This is a genomic window from Arthrobacter sp., from assembly GCF_030540645.1.
In the GTDB taxonomy this organism is placed as follows: Bacteria; Actinomycetota; Actinomycetes; order Actinomycetales; family Micrococcaceae; genus Specibacter.
In genome coordinates this window covers 12,643-27,697 of record NZ_JAUNVV010000036.1, presented here as the reverse complement: position 1 = coordinate 27,697, position 15,055 = coordinate 12,643, and the positions used below count along the sequence as shown (strand labels likewise).

Genomic DNA, 15,055 nt, shown 5'->3' with positions numbered 1-15,055 from the left:
TTGCCTCCGGTGTGCGAGTCAGCCCGCTGCTGACCCATTTGATCGCCAGTGCGCTTGACGCGGCACAGCGGACAGACGGCGACGTGGACCCCACGCTTGGCCATGAGCTGGATGCCCTCGGATATGACCGGGACTTGACTGAGATCCGCCTCCTGCCCGTTGGAACTGCCGGACCGCCCACCCCGCCCAAGGTTCGGAGCCTCGGATGGTCCCGGGTTCGCCTCGAGGGCGAATTCCTCACCGTGCCCGAGGGACTGCGTCTGGACTTGGGCGCAACGGCCAAGGCTGTCACGGCCGACCTTGCCGCGGCCCGCGTATCGCTTGAATTGGGGTGCGGGGTGTTCGTCAACCTGGGAGGTGACATCGCCACGTCGGGTCCTGCGCCGGCCGGTGGATGGCAGGTCCTTGTGCAGGACCTGCCCGAGGACCCCGCACAGCAGGTCACCTTGGGTGCCGGTCATGCGGTGGCAACTTCGAGCACCCAAAAGCGCCGGTGGCAGCATGCAGGAAGACCTATCCACCATATTCTCGATCCGCGGTTCGGCCTACCTGCCGAAGCAATTTGGCGTTCCGTCACGGTGGCTGCACCCTCATGCCTGCGGGCCAACACGTACAGCACGGCCGGGATTGTCCGAGGATTCGCCGCCGTGCAGTGGTTCCAGCGCTGCGGGATCGCAGCACGCCTGGTCGACGAACAGGGGAGGGTGGTCACCACGGGTGGCTGGCCCTTGGCCGAGGATATGGCAAAGCTGGCTCATGCAGGAGTGCCGCCGCATGGATAACGCACTGTGGGCTTTTGGCCGGGTGAGCGGCATCATTTCATTACTGCTCTTCACCGGGACCGTCCTGTTGGGGATACTGACCCGCTCCGGGCGACCGTTGCTGCGTATTCCACGGTTCTCAGTGGCTTTGGTGCACCGGAACATCGCGCTGCTGGCCACTGTGTTTCTCATTCTCCACGTGGGAACCTTGATCCTGGATTCGTACGCGAATCTCAACCTTGTGGACGTCGTGGTGCCGTTCCTGGGCTCCTTCAAGCCGTTCTGGCAGGGGCTTGGTACCGTGGCGTTCGATCTGCTGGTGGCCGTTGTGGCCACGAGCCTGCTGCGGCACCGGATTGGCCAGCGGGCCTTTCGTGCCGTTCACTGGTTCAGCTATGCGATGTGGCCCATCGCGCTGGCCCACGCCATCGGCAACGGCACGAATGGGACCAGCCCATGGTTCCTGCTGCTGTCCGTGGGGTCACTGGCCGTGGTGGGCGCCGCACTGCTGTGGCGTGTTTCCGCCAACTTTTTGGAAACTGCCAAAACCCGCCAAGGAGGCCTGGCATGACGCCCCTGACCTTGGGGCCGACGGCGACTGCCAAGCTCCGCGGCCCCACCGTTACCCACCGCCTGTTCGCCGCCGGAAACCATGCCGGGTTGGACGCGCATGTTGAGGCGTTCGGAGCCCTGGCCACCCACGACATTGACGGGACCTTCATTGACGCCGTGGAATCTGCCGGATTGACCGGGCGGGGCGGGGCGTTTTTCGCGTCGTGGCGAAAGATTGCCGCCACCGGCAGCGCCCGCGCGGGAACACCCTTTTCAGCAACACCGTTTTCTGCCAAGCCGGTGGTGATAGCCAACGGAGCCGAGGGTGAACCGCTGAGTTTCAAGGACAAGACGTTGCTGGCCCATGCCCCGCACCTGGTGATCGACGGGCTGCTGGCAGTTGCACGTGCGGTCGCCGCAGGGCAGGTGTTCATCTATGCCGGCAGCACCAGCATTCCGGCTGTGGAACGTGCACTTGCAGAAAGACCCGAAGCTCGCAGAATACGGGTGGTGGAGGCTCCCCACACGTTCATCGCGGGCGAGGCGGGCGCCGTCGTAAACCGTATTGCCAACGGCATTGCGCTTCCTTTCGACCACAGGAGCCGACTCAGTGATTCCGGGTTAAAGGGCCGCCCCACCCTGGTGTTCAACGTCGAAACACTTGCACACTTGGCACTCATTGCCCGCTACGGTCCGGCATGGTTTCGCACCGAGGGATCGGATCGGGATCCCGGCACCCGCCTGCTCTCCGTTTCGGGGCCTGCTGGTCAACAGGTCCTGGAAGTCGCCGGGGACTTACGTCTTGGGGAGGTGCTGGCCAGTGCCGCCGTCGACCTTGCCACCGTCCAAGCAGTTATGGTCGGCGGCTATCACGGACGGTGGGTGGGGCCGCTGGACTACCAGCTGTCCCCCACCGGGCCGGAAGGCCTCACGGTCCAACCCGGCGCTGGGGTGGTGCATGTACTCCACACCTCGCAGTGCGGCCTGGAGGCCACCGCGCGGATTGTGGGCTACCTCGCCAACGAGTCGGCGAAGCAGTGCGGCCCCTGCATGTTTGGCCTTCCCGTCATGGCCCGGGTCATGAACGCCCTTGCCCACGGTGGCTGCGATCCGCGACTGGTGGGGGAACTGGACAGGCTCAGCCACTTGGTGACAGGGCGCGGAGCCTGCCACCATCCGGATGGGACGGCACAGCTGGTGGGTAGCGCGCTGGGCACGTTCGCCGACGATGTGAAGGCTCACGTAGCCGGGAATTGTACGAAAACAACGAGGAGATGGCATGACTGAGACGTTGCATATCGACTGGACCAGATGTGACGGGCGCGGACTGTGCACCGAACTTCTGACCCCCCTCCTAGGCCGCGACGACTGGGGCTACCCTCTGGTTAGGCAAGCAGGCGGTGGGGGGCGCGGCAACGTGGACATCGATGACGAATATGCGGGGGCGGCAAGGGAGGCCGTACAGCTTTGCCCTAAATTGGCGCTCAGCATATCCAATCAGGCCCCCGGCGTCCGGGATCGACGCCGGCCTCGCACAAGTCGGTAGTGCCGGTGGCAGGCCGGGAAGGCTGGAAGACCGGCAGGGCAGGAAAATGGGACAATGGTGCCGTGTCCATTCCAAACAACGCGCCGCTTGCTGCGCCAAACCCGCCAGCAGAGCCCGCCACCCGCAGCTACGAAGCTGTGCTGGAGAGTATTGAAGACGAGCTCAAGGCTGGGCGGATCAAGGTGGGGGACCAGTTGCCGGGCGAGCGTGCACTGGCCCTGAAACACGGTATTTCCAGGGCGTCTGTACGTGATGCCATCCGTGTCCTTGATGCCATGGGCGTAGTTCGCACCGCTGCTGGTTCCGGACCGCGGTCAGGGGCTGTGGTCATTGCCAATCCCAGTGCGGGGCTGGCTTCCACTCTGCGTCTGCACATGGCCACCAACCATTTTCCGGTTGCCGACATTGTGCAGACCCGCATCATGATGGAAACGTGGGCGGCCGGGGAGGCTGCGATCCAGCCGCGCGACCACGATCAAGAGACAGCGCTGGGCTCGTTGCTCACGGCCATGGCTGATCCTCAACTGGACAGGGAGGAATTCCACGTCCTTGACGCGGCCTTCCACGTGCAGCTCAGTGCACTGGCCGGCAATGCCGTCATCACCGCCATGATGGAATCCCTGCGTTCAGCGATCCAGGGCTACGTCAGTGCCGCCATCGACAGTGACGAACGGTGGGCGAAAATCGTCCCCACGCTGCGTGCACAGCATGATCGGATATTTGCTGCCGTCCTGGAGCACGACGGCGCCCGCGCAGCCCAGGAGCTCAGGGGCCACATTGAGTGGTTCCACGAGCAGACGCGGCCCGAGCGATGAGGTGCCCCTGCCAAAGCGGCGAGAGTTATGAAAATTGCTGTGCCAAGTTCATCAGGAGCCTGGGCACGGACCAGCAGTTGTACCCGCCCACAGCGGAGGCGCTGATGCGCTCACGCTTCAGCGCCTTTGCCGTGGGGGATGCCAGCTACCTGCTGCATACCTGGCACCCCTCCACCCGGCCTGCTTCCCTCCAGCTTGATGCTGACCAGCAGTGGTACCTGCTGGAAATTCTCGGCACCAGTGCTGGTGGGTTGTTTGACAGCCAAGGAGTTGTCAGCTTCCGTGCCCACTACCGCTCCGCTGCAAACCGCAAGCTGAAGGATTCATTGACTGAAACCAGCAGCTTTGTCCGTGAAGGACGGCAATGGCTCTATGTGGAGGCGTTGGAACTGCTTTAGTTCTGCCAGGCCTAGTACTCCTGGGTTGCCGGTCCAGGCTCTGATGGTGGTGGTTCCAGCTCCGTCTTGCGGGCGGCCTGTTCTGCGCGGTCGGCCAGGATGCGGCGCGCATGCAGGATGTCCCCGATGAACCAGTCGTACACCAGGATGCCGATGACGCCGCCAATGAGCGGGCCCACGATCGGCACCCAGAAGTACCAGCTGAACGCCCCGGGCACTCCGGTGATGGTGCCCGGCATGGCCACCTCACCCCAACCAGCCATCCACGCAAAGACGCGTGGACCAAAGTCACGGGCGGGGTTGATGGCGTATCCGGCGTTGGCGCCAAAGGACATGCCGATCGCTGCCACGGCAAAACCAATCATGAGCGGGCCAAGGTTGGCCTTGACCGCCAAGTTGCGCATGTCGATAATCGCGGCGATCAAGATGATCAGGAACGCGGTGCCAACAATTTGGTCAATCAACGGCACAGTCAGGTTGCCCTTGAAGTACGGGGCAGGGAACGTGGCGAAGATGGAGAACGTTGCCAGACCCCCTGCTTCATTCCGTTGGGTTTTGGACGCCGCATTGAACGCGTCGATGGCGTTGAAGTACACCACGTACAGCAGTGCTGCGGCGGCAAAGGCGCCTACCACCTGGGCTACGACGTAGGGTATGACCTTGTTCCACGCGAACTTCCGCCGCACGGCGAATGCCAGTGTAACTGCTGGGTTCAGGTGAGCTCCGGTCACTCCGCCGGCAACATACACGCCCAGGGCAACGGCGAACGCCCAGCCCCACGTGATGAGCAGCCAGTCCCCGGCAGCGGCAAAGATGGTGGTGTCGGTGGCTGCGCGGCCGCTGCCTGGCAGGGCCGCCACGGCCATGGCGACGACTCCGTCGCCAAAACAAATCAAAACGAAGGTGCCGAGGAATTCCGCAAGCATTTCTCCCCACACACCACCAACGCGCTTTAACCCGCTGCCTTCGCGAATTCCTCTTCGCAACGGCGTAATTTCACTCATGTGAATCATCCTTCCAGTCGTCAATGACGGCGACGTATCTGTGACTGAGGTGACTGCCACAAGTATACGACCGTCGTGACCCCTGTCACCAGAGACGGGGACAAGGTCACCGGGAGCAGGGTGCGAGCCCGGAAACCCGCCCTGTAGAGTAGCCCGGTGGAGGATAACAACAGCACTGCGGGGCCCAACTTCGACTTCGGGCAACTGCGTAGATTTCCCGACATTGAGGCAGCAAACTTGTTTGCCCACGACGCCACCGATGAACTGATCCTCAACGAAGCAGCTGAGGCGTTGGCCCGGACGGGCAGCGGCCCCGGAAACAGTGCGGTGGTGGTGGTGGGAGACCGCTACGGGGCATTGACGTTGGCTGCGGCAACACTTCACGGGCTGCGCGGGCTGCGGGTGCACCAGGACGGACTGTCCGGGGAGCGGGCCCTTGCCGCCAATGCCGCACGGATGGACTTGGCCGGTGCTTACGCCAGCGGACCCTTGGATGGTCGGCTGTTTGCCGGCGCACGCGTGGTGCTGTGGCAACTTCCGCGCAGCCTGGAAGAAGTGGCGGAAGTGGCTGAGCTGATCAGTGCCCATGCCGACCCGGACGTGCAGATCTTTGCGGGAGGGCGCATCAAGCACATGACTGTTGCCATGAACACCGTCCTGTCACGGCATTTCTCCTCCGTCACGGCCGGGCGCGCATGGCGCAAGTCCCGCCCGCTGTTCGTCAGCGGACCGCTCAAGGAGGGCCCGGCGTCGAGCTTCCCGCGGCGAGAGTTCCACGAGGAGCTGGGCCTGTGGCTGTGTGCGCATGGGGCCACCTTCGGCGGCACCAAGGTCGATGTGGGAACAAGGTTCCTGCTGGAGTTCATCCCGGCGATGCGTCAAGACACCGAAACCGCCATCGATTTGGGAGCCGGCAACGGCACCATCGCGGCGGCCCTGGCCAAAGCCCGACCCGGACTGCACATTGCGGCCACCGATCAGTCAGCTGCTGCGGTGGCTTCAACGCTGGCCACCGCAAAGGCCAACGGGCTGCAGGAGCAGATTGAGGTGATTCGCGACGACGCGCTGTCCAGTTTCCCAGCGGGTTCGGCCGGACTGATTGTGCTCAATCCGCCCTTCCACGTCGGGGCCACGGTCCATGCCGGCATCGCGCTGAAGCTGTTTGCCGCAGCCGCCAAGGTGCTGGCTCCGGGCGGGGAATTGTGGTGCGTTTACAACCGTCACCTGGACTACAAACAGGCGCTGGCCAAAACGGTGGGGCCCACCCGTGTGGAGGGGCGCAACAGCAAGTTCACGGTGACCGTGTCCACGAAGGTGGCAGGCTCCGCAGTGGAAACGGACTGAGTCCAAGCACAAGATCATGATGTTGCCCGTGGCGTTCGTACACACCGGTTCAGCTGGGGGTAATCTGGCAGCTGGGTATTGGAGGATATGGGGGCCCATGCATACCATCCATCCGGCAAGGAGAATTAGTTGACTGACCCTGAACTTGGTGTGCCACAGCGGCGCCGCGGTACGAATCTTCCCAAGATGGGCGATTTTAATCAGGCAGTCATTTTGGACTCCATCCGGCGCTCTGAGGAAGGGCTCAGCCGGGTGGAACTGGCAGCCTCGGCAGGGCTCGCCGCCCAAACCGTATCCAATATTTGCCGCAGGCTCCTTGACAACGGGTTGATTGTTGAAGCTGGCAAGGAAACATCCGGCCCAGGCAAGCCGCGCACCATTTTGCGGCTTAACCCCCGCGGCATGTATGCGGTGGGGTTGCACATTGATCCCTCCCGCACCAGCTACGCGCTCCTTGACGCCGTGGGTACCGTGGTCTTCTCGCAGGAGGAACCCACAGATCTACTGAGCTGCCCGGCCGACGCCGTTGCCGCCATGGGTGCCACGGTTCGACGGATCATCGCCGAGTCAGGTGTGGATGAGCAACGAATTGCCGGTGTTGGTGTGGCTACTCCGGGGCCGTTGGACGCCGCTCACGGTACCGTTGTGGATCCGCCGCATATGACAGGCTGGACGAGGGTGCCGTTGCGGGACATCCTGCAGGAAAGCACGGGCCTGCCCGTGGTGATCGAAAAGGATGTGACGGCAGGTGCCGTAGCCGAGTTGTGGGCCGGTGGTGCGGACAGCACAGCCGATTTTGTGTATGTCTACGTTGGCACGGGCATAGGTGCCGGCTTGGTGCTCAACGACGAAGTGGTGCGCGGCTCCTCAGGGAACGTCGGGGAGATTGGGCACATCATTGCTGATCCGGACGGGCCCCCTTGTGATTGTGGGCGCCGGGGCTGTGTCAAGGTCACCTGCATGCCCGAGACCATAGTGGCCCAAGCGCGGGAGGTCGGAGCGCTTCCGGCGGCGGACAAGCTTTCACCCAAGCCGCTGGCGGAGGACTTGGAGGCCCTTGCCCACGCTGCCGCCGCAGGAAATCCTGCCGCAGTCGAAGTTCTGGCGCAGTCCGCGCGCAGGATGGCAGGGGTGGTTTCAGTCCTGACTAACCTGCTTGATGTGGAGCGGGTTGTCTTTGGCGGTCCGTTCTGGCCCGCCCTTGCAGCGAGCCACTTGGCTCAGATTCCGCCCTTGCTGGCACAGCTGAGTGTCACCACCTGCGTCCATTCGGTGGAGGTGGTGGGCACGATTGCCAGTTCCGGGGAGGAAGCATTCGGCGCGGCGTGCCTGGTCATGGAAAAGACGTTCAACCCCACGGCGGCCCAACTGTTGCTGGACGCCAAGCCCTAAGGCGTGATTGGCGCCACGGCAGGCTTGGTCCTCAGCTCCAGCTGCCGTTCAGTCGACCACATCCTCCTGTACTTCTCCGAAAGGCACCTCCGGGGACGTGCGGGCCTGAACGGTGTGGGAATTGACGGTGACGTGGACGCCGTGCGTTTTTTCGGCGACGGACTGCTTCAAGATGGGCAGGACGGTGGCAATGAAACCTTCGTCCTTGTCCTGAAGGTATTCTGCATACGCGGCTGGCAACTGGTTCATGTTCCATACTGTAGTACCTGCCCGGCGCCCCCAACAGGTGTGCATGGGAAGTTCTCCCCATTGCGGCCTCGGCCGTGATCGGATGTGATTGGCCCCAAGGATTTAGTCAATAACTGTGCCCGGCGAAAGGCCCACGTCTGTGTTGTCCACCAGTGTCCACTTCTACCTCGACCCTGCGGAACTCTCTTGTGCCCAGCAGCTTTCGGAGCGCATCGCCCACAGCTTTGAGCACAAGGTGGTGGGACAGGCACGGCTGCGCGAGACGCTGTTGATCGCTTTGATGACTGGTGGGCATGTGCTGTTGGAGTCGGTGCCCGGGCTGGCCAAGACCACAGCCGCCCAAACACTGGCAGATTCCATCGATGCCCGTTTCCGCCGCATCCAGTGCACCCCGGACCTGTTGCCCAGCGACATTGTCGGCACGCAAATTTACGACGCCGCCCAGGGCACCTTTGTCACCCAGCTGGGCCCTGTTCACGCCAACATTGTGTTGTTGGATGAGATCAACCGCTCCAGCGCCAAAACCCAGTCGGCCATGCTGGAAGCCATGCAGGAACGCCAAACAACGATTGGCGGGCACGTGCATCCGCTGCCGTCCCCGTTCCTTGTCATGGCGACGCAAAACCCCATCGATCAAGTGGGCACCTACCAACTGCCTGAGGCGCAGATGGACAGGTTCATGCTCAAGGACGTCCTGGACTACCCGAGCCCCGCGGAGGAAGCCGAGGTGATCCGGCGCATGGACGCCGGCGTTTACCTGCCGGACGCGACGCCGTCGGCCGCGGCAACGCTGGATGAGGTGCGAACTCTGCAGGCCACCGTGAAGAAGGTGTATCTGGACCCCTCCCTGGTGAACTACATTGTGGGCCTGGTCTATGTCACCCGCCACGCCGGGGCCTATATTGACCCTGCCCTGGCCGGTCTCATTGAATTCGGAGCCAGCCCCCGCGCCAGCATCGCCTTCACCCAGGCATCTCGCGCCCTGGCACTGCTGCAGGGCCGCGACCACGTCATCCCCGAAGACATCAAGGCGCTGGCTGAGCGGGTGCTGCGGCACCGGCTGATCCTTGGCTTTGAAGCCGTCGCTGAGAACATCCCGGTGGAAAAAGTCATTGGCGCCATCGTTGACTCCGTGCAGACACCTTAGGGCTGCGTGGGCAGCCTATTGACGGCGGTGAAGTCAAAGATGCACATCTTTGCCCACCGTAAGGCCAGGGGCCTACTCGAGGGTGAATACGCCTCGATCTTCCGTGGCAACGGGCTCGATTTTGACGACTTGCGCGACTACGTCCCGGGAGACGAGGTGCGAGACATCGACTGGAAGGCGACGGCGCGCACAGGCAAACCGCTGATCAAACGCTACGTTGCCACGCGCCGCCAGCAGCTGCTCCTGGTGGCCGACACCGGCCGGAACATGGCGGCACTGGCCGAGGGTGGGGAACCCAAGAAGGACCTGGCGGTCATGGCCATGGGCGTGCTGGGCCTGCTGGCGCTGGGCCATGGGGATTCGGTCGCGCTGGTCCATGGCGACGCCGCCGGGACCGCTGCCCTGCCCGCCAAGGGAACTGAACACCATGTGGAAATGCTGTTACGCCACATGGACGCGGTGGGTTTGGATCACGAACCCAGCGACCTTTCGTCCCAGCTGGAATACGCGGCAGCCCACTACCGCCAACGCCTGCTGCTGGTGGTGATCGCCGACGACGTGCTGGCTGATCCACGCTTGGCGAAAGTGGTGCGTCGGTTGCACGCACAGCACGAAGTCCTGTGGGTGCACATCGCCGACGCCGCACTGGCAGGGCCAAAGGCAGTGCAGGGCACGGCGCTTGACGTTGCCGGGATGGAACCGGTGCTGGCGTTCCTGGCGCAGGACCCGGTGCTGGCCCGCAGCTATGCCGACGCCATGGCCGAACGCGCCCGCGGCCTGGCCGAGATGCTCTCCGCCCATGGCATAGCCACAGCGTCCATCGCCACCACGAGCGAGGTTATAGGGCAGATCTTCCTTTTGCTGGAAAGGCACCGCCGTGGCCGCTGACACCATAATTCCCGCCGCCAGCTTCCCTGCCGATGTCTTGAACACCGACGTCTTTAACACCACCGTTTTCAACGCGCCAATCTTCAACGAGCCAGTCTTCTACGCCCCGGTGGGCTATTCGCCGTGGTGGCCGCTGGCCGGAATCGCCCTGCTGCTGCTTTGTCTGGGATGGTGCACCTGGGTGTGGATTTCCACCCGGGTGGGCGCCACCGCGGACGTGCCGGAGTTCACCGCCCCACGCAATCCCGAAACTGTTCGGCACAGATACTGGGCGCTGATCACGGATATCGAGCACAGGCACGACGGCGGCCAGTTGGACGGACGGTCCGCTCACCTTGAGCTCAGCTTGGCTCTGCGCACTTTTGTGCAAGAGATGACGGGGCTGTGTGCTCAGCGTATGACACTCGCCGAACTGCGTGCACACCAGGTCGGCGAACACCAGCTGCCGTTGGTGGCAGATGCGGTGGAACGCTGGTATCCAGCACAATTTGGTGCAGGTGCAGGTGCTGGTGCAGGCACGCAGAGCGTGGCTTCCTCCGCGCAACAGGCCCGGGAGGTGGTGGGCCAATGGCGTTGAAATACTGGTGGCTGCTGCCCTTGGGGCTGGCCGCAGTGGCCACTGTGGCGATACTGCTGTGGAGGCGCCAGCGTGTTGCCGTTTTACATACCCCGGTGGCGCACGCCGAACGGCTGAGTGAACTGCCCGCCTACAAGCAGGCGCTGGCCTCCTACCGTAGGCGGCTTGTCGCTGCGGTGGTGGCGCTCGCAGTCGTGGCGGTGTCGTTGCTGGTCGCGGCGGCCCGGCCCGTGAGTGAAAGCAGCACGGTTCCCGAGCAGTTCAATAGGGACATCATGCTGTGTCTGGACGTGTCAGGGTCCATGCTGGACACGGACGCGGCCATCATGGGTGTCTTTTCCCAGCTCGTGGGCAAGTTCCAGGGCGAACGCATTGCCATGACCATCTTTGATTCCAGCGCTGTCATGGTTTTTCCCCTCACCGACGACTATGAGTTTGTGGCCGGGGAACTTGCCGTAGCCACGAAGGCCCTCGGTTCCGCCGACATTGCCATTGACTACCTGGCCGGCACCCATGAGGCGGATGGATCCTCGCTCATCGGCGACGGCCTGGCCAGTTGCGTCAAGGGGTTCCCGGCTGCGGAGAATACCGCGGCGAAAAGTGCTGTGGGGGACAATTCTGCGGGGGAGAAGGAGCGGTCCCGCTCCATCATCTTCGCTACCGACAACATGTTGGCCGGACGCCCCCTGTTTACGCTGGAACAAGCCACCGAACTGGCCAAAACTGCCAACACACGCGTCTACGCGTTCAACCCCAATGACTACGGCAGCAGTGACTTCGGCTCCAACGAATTTGGCATGTTCCCACTCTTTGGAGACGCTGCCGGTGGCTTGAAGCAGACGGCTTCTGCAACCGGCGGAGCCTACTATGCGCTGGAGTCGGAGGAGGCCGTCGCCTCCATAGTGGAGAAAGTGCAGGCCACTGAGGCGTCGCGGTTGCTGGGTGCCCCGCACAAGAGCCTCGTTGACCATCCCGGCGTGCCCCTGGGGATCGCGGCCTTGGTACTGTTGGCTTGGGCGCTGTTGTCCGTACCCACATCGGCAACCGCACGGGCAACTTCATCGGTGGCCGCATGGGTGCGGCGGGTGCGGCCATGAGTTTCCTGCCCATCGTTACGCCCTGGCTGTTTTGGCCGGTCGCCGTGCTGCTGCTTGCGGGCACGGGCTGGACACTGGCGAAGAACCGCAGCTCCACCACCTGGCGTCGTGCAGCCCTCGTGGTGCTGTTGCTCCTGGCAGCGGCCCGGCCCGGTCTGGCGGGTGCCGACGCATCCGTGGTCAGCAGCGATCTGAACGTGTTCTTCGTGGTGGACGTCTCGCCAAGTTCCGCAGCGGAGGACTACGACGGCGCGTCCCCCCGCCTGGCGGGAATGCAAGCGGACATCAACGCTGTGGCAGCCGAATTACCCGGGGCCCGCTATTCCCTGATCAGCTTTGACAGCACAGCGAAGGTGCTGCTGCCATTGACCACGGATGCCACCGCTCTGCGCACACTGACGCAAGTGCTTGCCCCGGGCTCCTCCTACACGTCCAAGGGAAGCAGTATTTCTGCCGCTGCGGAGGTGCTGGGCGAGCGGCTGGCCGCAGCACGGGAAAGCCGCCCTAACCGGCCACGATTGGTGTTCTATCTGGGAGACGGCGAACAAACAGCGGCCTCGGCACCGAAGCGCTTCACGCACGGCACCGAACTCATTGATGGGGGTGCCGTGCTGGGCTATGGCACTGCAGCCGGTGGGCACATGCGCGACTACTCCTACAGTGCAGACAAGCCCGGGCCCTATATTTTGGACAAGTCCGCCGGCTACACCCCTGCCACGTCACGCATCGATGAAAAGGCGCTGGCCTCCGTGGCCAAGCAGTTGCGGGTGCCCTATATCCACAGGGGCAATCCGGCAGATATTTCGGCGGCACTGGTGGCCGCAACACCCACCAAAGCTGCACAGGCCGGAAGCAGCGAACAGGACGGTGCCGGACGCTGGGAACTGTACTGGCTTTTCGCGTTGGCAGGTTTCGGCGTCGCCGCTTGGGAAGCCGTGCGACTCGGCGCAGCCTTGCGGAGATTCCCTGGTGGCATGCTGTCCCATCCCCGCCCGACCCGGCGCAGCCGTTCAACACGAGGCCGGGTGGACGCGCCATGACGGGGGGAGCGGGCACCGTGAAGACTTCCGCCGAGCCGGTAGTGCAAAATCAGCCTCAACGTGAGCGGCTTGCCGACGTGGAAAAGCAGCGGGCAGTGCGCAGGCGCCGCACCCTCCTGCTGCGTTCGGCACCTGTGGTGCTTGCAGCAGTGTTGCTTGCCGTGAAGCTGATGTCATTGCCGGTCTCGGCAGGACAGGCTGTAGGCGCCTTTGCAGCGAACGACGCCGATGGCACCCTAGGCGGCGCCCGCGCCATGGGGATGCCCAACCTCGTTGAACGCTGGAAGCCGCACTTTGCCCAAGGAGACGGCCATGTGCTGCACGGCGATTTTGCGAAAGCCCGGGACCAGTTTGCCCTGGCCTTGGACCTCGTTCCGGAGGGGGAATCGTGCAAGGTTCGGGTGAACCTTGTGCTCAGTTTGGAAAAATTGGGTGAGGCAAGGCAGAAGGCCGGGGACGCGGCGTCGGCCAAGGAATTCTTCGCCGAAGGCAGCAAAGTCGTGGCAGAGGCAACGCCTGACTGCTTTGTGGAGAACAGCAAGAACAACCGGGAGGGCGAAGGGCAGACGCTGCGCGAAGCCGATGAACGCCTGAGCAAGAAACAGTCCGAAGGCCAAGGCGAAGAAGTCAATGTTCCACAGAGCGACGGCCAGGAGCCCGCAGATCCGCCGCCGGCTGGCAAGTTGGAGCAGTTGGAGCAGACCGGGCAAAAGGCGCAGCAGGAACGCGGGCAGCGGCAAAAGATCAAGGAACAGCTGGAACAGATGGACCAAGACGAGCCGGAATCATACGCCAAACCCTGGTAGAACTACGTGGCTGGGTTGCCGTAGAGACAGGATGGGATATTGCAATAGTTCGGTTTAGGGGATCACTTCCCGCCATACGCCGAACGTAAACACGAAATGTTGCGTAAACTTGCGTCGTAATTCGGTCTGGGCTTGGTATTGACAAAAAATGCTGGTTAGTATTGGTCTTACGTTATGTACCTCAACGTGTGTCAGCGACCTTTGCTTAGCCAAGGGTGTGGGTGCCCCCATGTGGGCCTGACATTTGCTGGTGGATGGCAACTTCTAGGCGACTGTGCGTGCACAGCGGGCCAGGGTTCCCCACCCGACCTTTTACGAAAATGCGGTAGTTCATGCCTGCGGTGATCTAGACACCCTGGCGTGAATTTCCGGCCCATCCTCAAGGACCCCAAGCAAATGTCTCCTCCGAGCCTTATCCAGGCTTCGGCGCCGTCATCACACAGTGCGCCGATAGCCCTCTCCTACGAACTATTTCCGCCCCGCAATGAAGCTGCTTCGCTCTCTTTGTGGGACACCATCGGTAAACTTGAAAGCACCAACCCGGACTACGTCTCGGTCACATATGGTGCCAACGGCAGCAATCGCGACACGGCAGTGGACCTGCTCAACCGCCTGTTGACCGAAACCTCACTGCTGCCACTGGCGCACCTGACGTGCGTCGGCAGCACGGCAGATGAACTTGCCGATGTCATCTCCGAACTCCTGGACCATGGAGTCCGCGGCATCCTGGCACTGCGCGGGGACCTGCCCAACGAGGCCCCGGAGCAGCCGAGGGCTGGTTCGCTGACCTACGCGCAGGACTTGATTGAGCTGATCCGCCGTGTGGAGCAGCGCCGCTCGGCGCTGCTTTGTGCCGGCAAGGTGGCCATCGGTGTGGCCGCCTACCCGGCACGGCATCCGGAATCGCCGTCCATTGAACACGACATCGAAGTCCTGCTGGCCAAGCAGCGCTCCGGCGCCGACTTCGCCATCACGCAAGTGTTCTTCCACGCGGACCAGTACAAGGATCTGGTCAACCGGGCCCGGCGTGCCGGGGTCAGCATCCCCATCATTCCCGGGGTGATGCCGCTGACCAGCTTGCGCCGCGTGCAGCGCCTGGGCGACCTGACCGGCGTCGAGCCTTCAGCAAAGCTGCTCGATGCACTGGGCAGGGCCGAGAACGCTGCGGAAAGCCGCCGCATCGGCGTGGAGGAAACCGTCGGCCTGGCCCGTGCGGCGTTGGATGCCGGGGCTCCCGGAATCCACCTCTACACCTTCAACGAGCACGCTGCCGCGTTGGAAGTGCTGGACAAGCTGCAACTGCTCAGACCGGGGCGCCCGCAGATACCTTCCCGTGCAGCCCGGGCCTCCCAATCCACCCGGGTGGCTACGGACCATCTCGTCACGGCCTGAACCACCGCCTAGCCAGGCACTTTGCCCCACAAATTTGAATCGTCTTT

Annotated in this window: 17 protein-coding genes; 15 read left to right on the top strand and 2 right to left on the bottom strand. The window is 63.2% G+C overall.

Going from position 1 to position 15,055, the window contains the following annotated elements; translation table 11 throughout:
- From Q4P21_RS08665 to Q4P21_RS08640, 6 genes are all read left to right on the top strand, one after another.
- A partial coding sequence (locus Q4P21_RS08665; protein ID WP_303388384.1) for an FAD:protein FMN transferase occupies positions 1-782 on the top strand: 782 nt, incomplete at its 5' end.
- The gene (locus tag Q4P21_RS08660) at positions 775-1,332 is read left to right on the top strand and encodes a ferric reductase-like transmembrane domain-containing protein (protein ID WP_303388383.1); all 558 of its coding nucleotides are present in this window, start codon (positions 775-777) and stop codon (positions 1,330-1,332) included. The genes Q4P21_RS08665 and Q4P21_RS08660, both read left to right, overlap by 8 nt.
- Entirely contained in the window at positions 1,329-2,600 is a 1,272-nt protein-coding gene (locus Q4P21_RS08655; protein ID WP_303388382.1) for an NADH-ubiquinone oxidoreductase-F iron-sulfur binding region domain-containing protein, read from the top strand. Before Q4P21_RS08660 ends, Q4P21_RS08655 begins: the two co-directional genes overlap by 4 nt.
- Complete coding sequence (locus Q4P21_RS08650) at positions 2,593-2,859, top strand: ferredoxin (protein ID WP_303388381.1); 267 nt, start codon at positions 2,593-2,595, stop codon at positions 2,857-2,859. Before Q4P21_RS08655 ends, Q4P21_RS08650 begins: the two co-directional genes overlap by 8 nt.
- A 62-nt stretch (positions 2,860-2,921) precedes the next feature.
- Positions 2,922-3,674 (top strand): FadR/GntR family transcriptional regulator, encoded by a 753-nt coding sequence (locus Q4P21_RS08645; RefSeq protein WP_303388380.1) that lies wholly within the window; start codon positions 2,922-2,924, stop codon positions 3,672-3,674.
- Between the two features lie 77 nt (positions 3,675-3,751).
- Positions 3,752-4,072, top strand: coding sequence for a YchJ family protein (locus tag Q4P21_RS08640; RefSeq protein WP_369598881.1), 321 nt, complete (start codon positions 3,752-3,754; stop codon positions 4,070-4,072).
- Positions 4,073-4,083: 11 nt separating this feature from the next.
- On the opposite strand, the gene Q4P21_RS08635 is transcribed toward Q4P21_RS08640, so the two are convergent.
- A complete protein-coding gene (locus Q4P21_RS08635; RefSeq protein WP_303388379.1) occupies positions 4,084-5,076 on the bottom strand; it encodes an MIP/aquaporin family protein in 993 nt (330 codons plus the stop codon).
- A 156-nt stretch (positions 5,077-5,232) separates the two neighbouring features.
- On the opposite strand from Q4P21_RS08635, the gene Q4P21_RS08630 reads away from it, so the two are divergent.
- Together Q4P21_RS08630 and Q4P21_RS08625 are read left to right on the top strand one after the other, a co-directional pair.
- Positions 5,233-6,420: a class I SAM-dependent methyltransferase gene (locus tag Q4P21_RS08630; protein ID WP_303388378.1), complete on the top strand. Its 1,188-nt coding sequence runs from the start codon at positions 5,233-5,235 to the stop codon at positions 6,418-6,420.
- 186 nt (positions 6,421-6,606) lie between these two features.
- Positions 6,607-7,812, top strand: coding sequence for an ROK family transcriptional regulator (locus tag Q4P21_RS08625; protein WP_303388391.1), 1,206 nt, complete (start codon positions 6,607-6,609; stop codon positions 7,810-7,812).
- Positions 7,813-7,860: 48 nt separating this feature from the next.
- On the opposite strand, the gene Q4P21_RS08620 is transcribed toward Q4P21_RS08625, so the two are convergent.
- Entirely contained in the window at positions 7,861-8,061 is a 201-nt protein-coding gene (locus Q4P21_RS08620; protein WP_303388377.1) for a hypothetical protein, read from the bottom strand.
- A gap of 139 nt (positions 8,062-8,200) precedes the next feature.
- Between Q4P21_RS08620 and Q4P21_RS08615 the strand changes: the two genes are divergently transcribed.
- From Q4P21_RS08615 to Q4P21_RS08585, 7 genes are all read left to right on the top strand, one after another.
- Positions 8,201-9,208, top strand: coding sequence for a MoxR family ATPase (locus tag Q4P21_RS08615; RefSeq protein WP_303388376.1), 1,008 nt, complete (start codon positions 8,201-8,203; stop codon positions 9,206-9,208).
- A gap of 6 nt (positions 9,209-9,214) precedes the next feature.
- Entirely contained in the window at positions 9,215-10,096 is an 882-nt protein-coding gene (locus Q4P21_RS08610) for a DUF58 domain-containing protein (protein ID WP_303388375.1), read from the top strand.
- Entirely contained in the window at positions 10,086-10,673 is a 588-nt protein-coding gene (locus Q4P21_RS08605) for a hypothetical protein (protein WP_303388374.1), read from the top strand. Before Q4P21_RS08610 ends, Q4P21_RS08605 begins: the two co-directional genes overlap by 11 nt.
- Complete coding sequence (locus tag Q4P21_RS08600) at positions 10,664-11,770, top strand: VWA domain-containing protein (RefSeq protein ID WP_303388373.1); 1,107 nt, start codon at positions 10,664-10,666, stop codon at positions 11,768-11,770. Before Q4P21_RS08605 ends, Q4P21_RS08600 begins: the two co-directional genes overlap by 10 nt.
- Positions 11,767-12,810 (top strand): VWA domain-containing protein, encoded by a 1,044-nt coding sequence (locus Q4P21_RS08595; protein WP_303388372.1) that lies wholly within the window; start codon positions 11,767-11,769, stop codon positions 12,808-12,810. Before Q4P21_RS08600 ends, Q4P21_RS08595 begins: the two co-directional genes overlap by 4 nt.
- Positions 12,807-13,616, top strand: a complete 810-nt coding sequence (locus Q4P21_RS08590; RefSeq protein WP_303388371.1) for a hypothetical protein — start codon at positions 12,807-12,809, stop codon at positions 13,614-13,616. Before Q4P21_RS08595 ends, Q4P21_RS08590 begins: the two co-directional genes overlap by 4 nt.
- Before the next feature lie 396 nt (positions 13,617-14,012).
- The gene (locus Q4P21_RS08585; protein ID WP_303388370.1) at positions 14,013-15,008 is read left to right on the top strand and encodes a methylenetetrahydrofolate reductase; all 996 of its coding nucleotides are present in this window, start codon (positions 14,013-14,015) and stop codon (positions 15,006-15,008) included.
- Positions 15,009-15,055 lie beyond the last annotated feature (47 nt).

Bases quoted from the DNA above. Each gene is read 5' to 3' on its own strand.
- Q4P21_RS08625 (WP_303388391.1), top strand. From the start codon at position 6,607: ATGGGCGATTTTAATCAGGCAGTCATTTTGGACTCCATCCGGCGCTCT.
- Q4P21_RS08600 (WP_303388373.1), top strand. From the start codon at position 10,664: ATGGCGTTGAAATACTGGTGGCTGCTGCCCTTGGGGCTGGCCGCAGTG.
- Q4P21_RS08655 (WP_303388382.1), top strand. From the start codon at position 1,329: ATGACGCCCCTGACCTTGGGGCCGACGGCGACTGCCAAGCTCCGCGGC.
- Q4P21_RS08595 (WP_303388372.1), top strand. From the start codon at position 11,767: ATGAGTTTCCTGCCCATCGTTACGCCCTGGCTGTTTTGGCCGGTCGCC.
- Q4P21_RS08590 (WP_303388371.1), top strand. From the start codon at position 12,807: ATGACGGGGGGAGCGGGCACCGTGAAGACTTCCGCCGAGCCGGTAGTG.
- Q4P21_RS08585 (WP_303388370.1), top strand. From the start codon at position 14,013: ATGTCTCCTCCGAGCCTTATCCAGGCTTCGGCGCCGTCATCACACAGT.
- Q4P21_RS08635 (WP_303388379.1), bottom strand. From the start codon at position 5,076: ATGAGTGAAATTACGCCGTTGCGAAGAGGAATTCGCGAAGGCAGCGGG.
- Q4P21_RS08650 (WP_303388381.1), top strand. From the start codon at position 2,593: ATGACTGAGACGTTGCATATCGACTGGACCAGATGTGACGGGCGCGGA.
- Q4P21_RS08660 (WP_303388383.1), top strand. From the start codon at position 775: ATGGATAACGCACTGTGGGCTTTTGGCCGGGTGAGCGGCATCATTTCA.
- Q4P21_RS08620 (WP_303388377.1), bottom strand. From the start codon at position 8,061: ATGAACCAGTTGCCAGCCGCGTATGCAGAATACCTTCAGGACAAGGAC.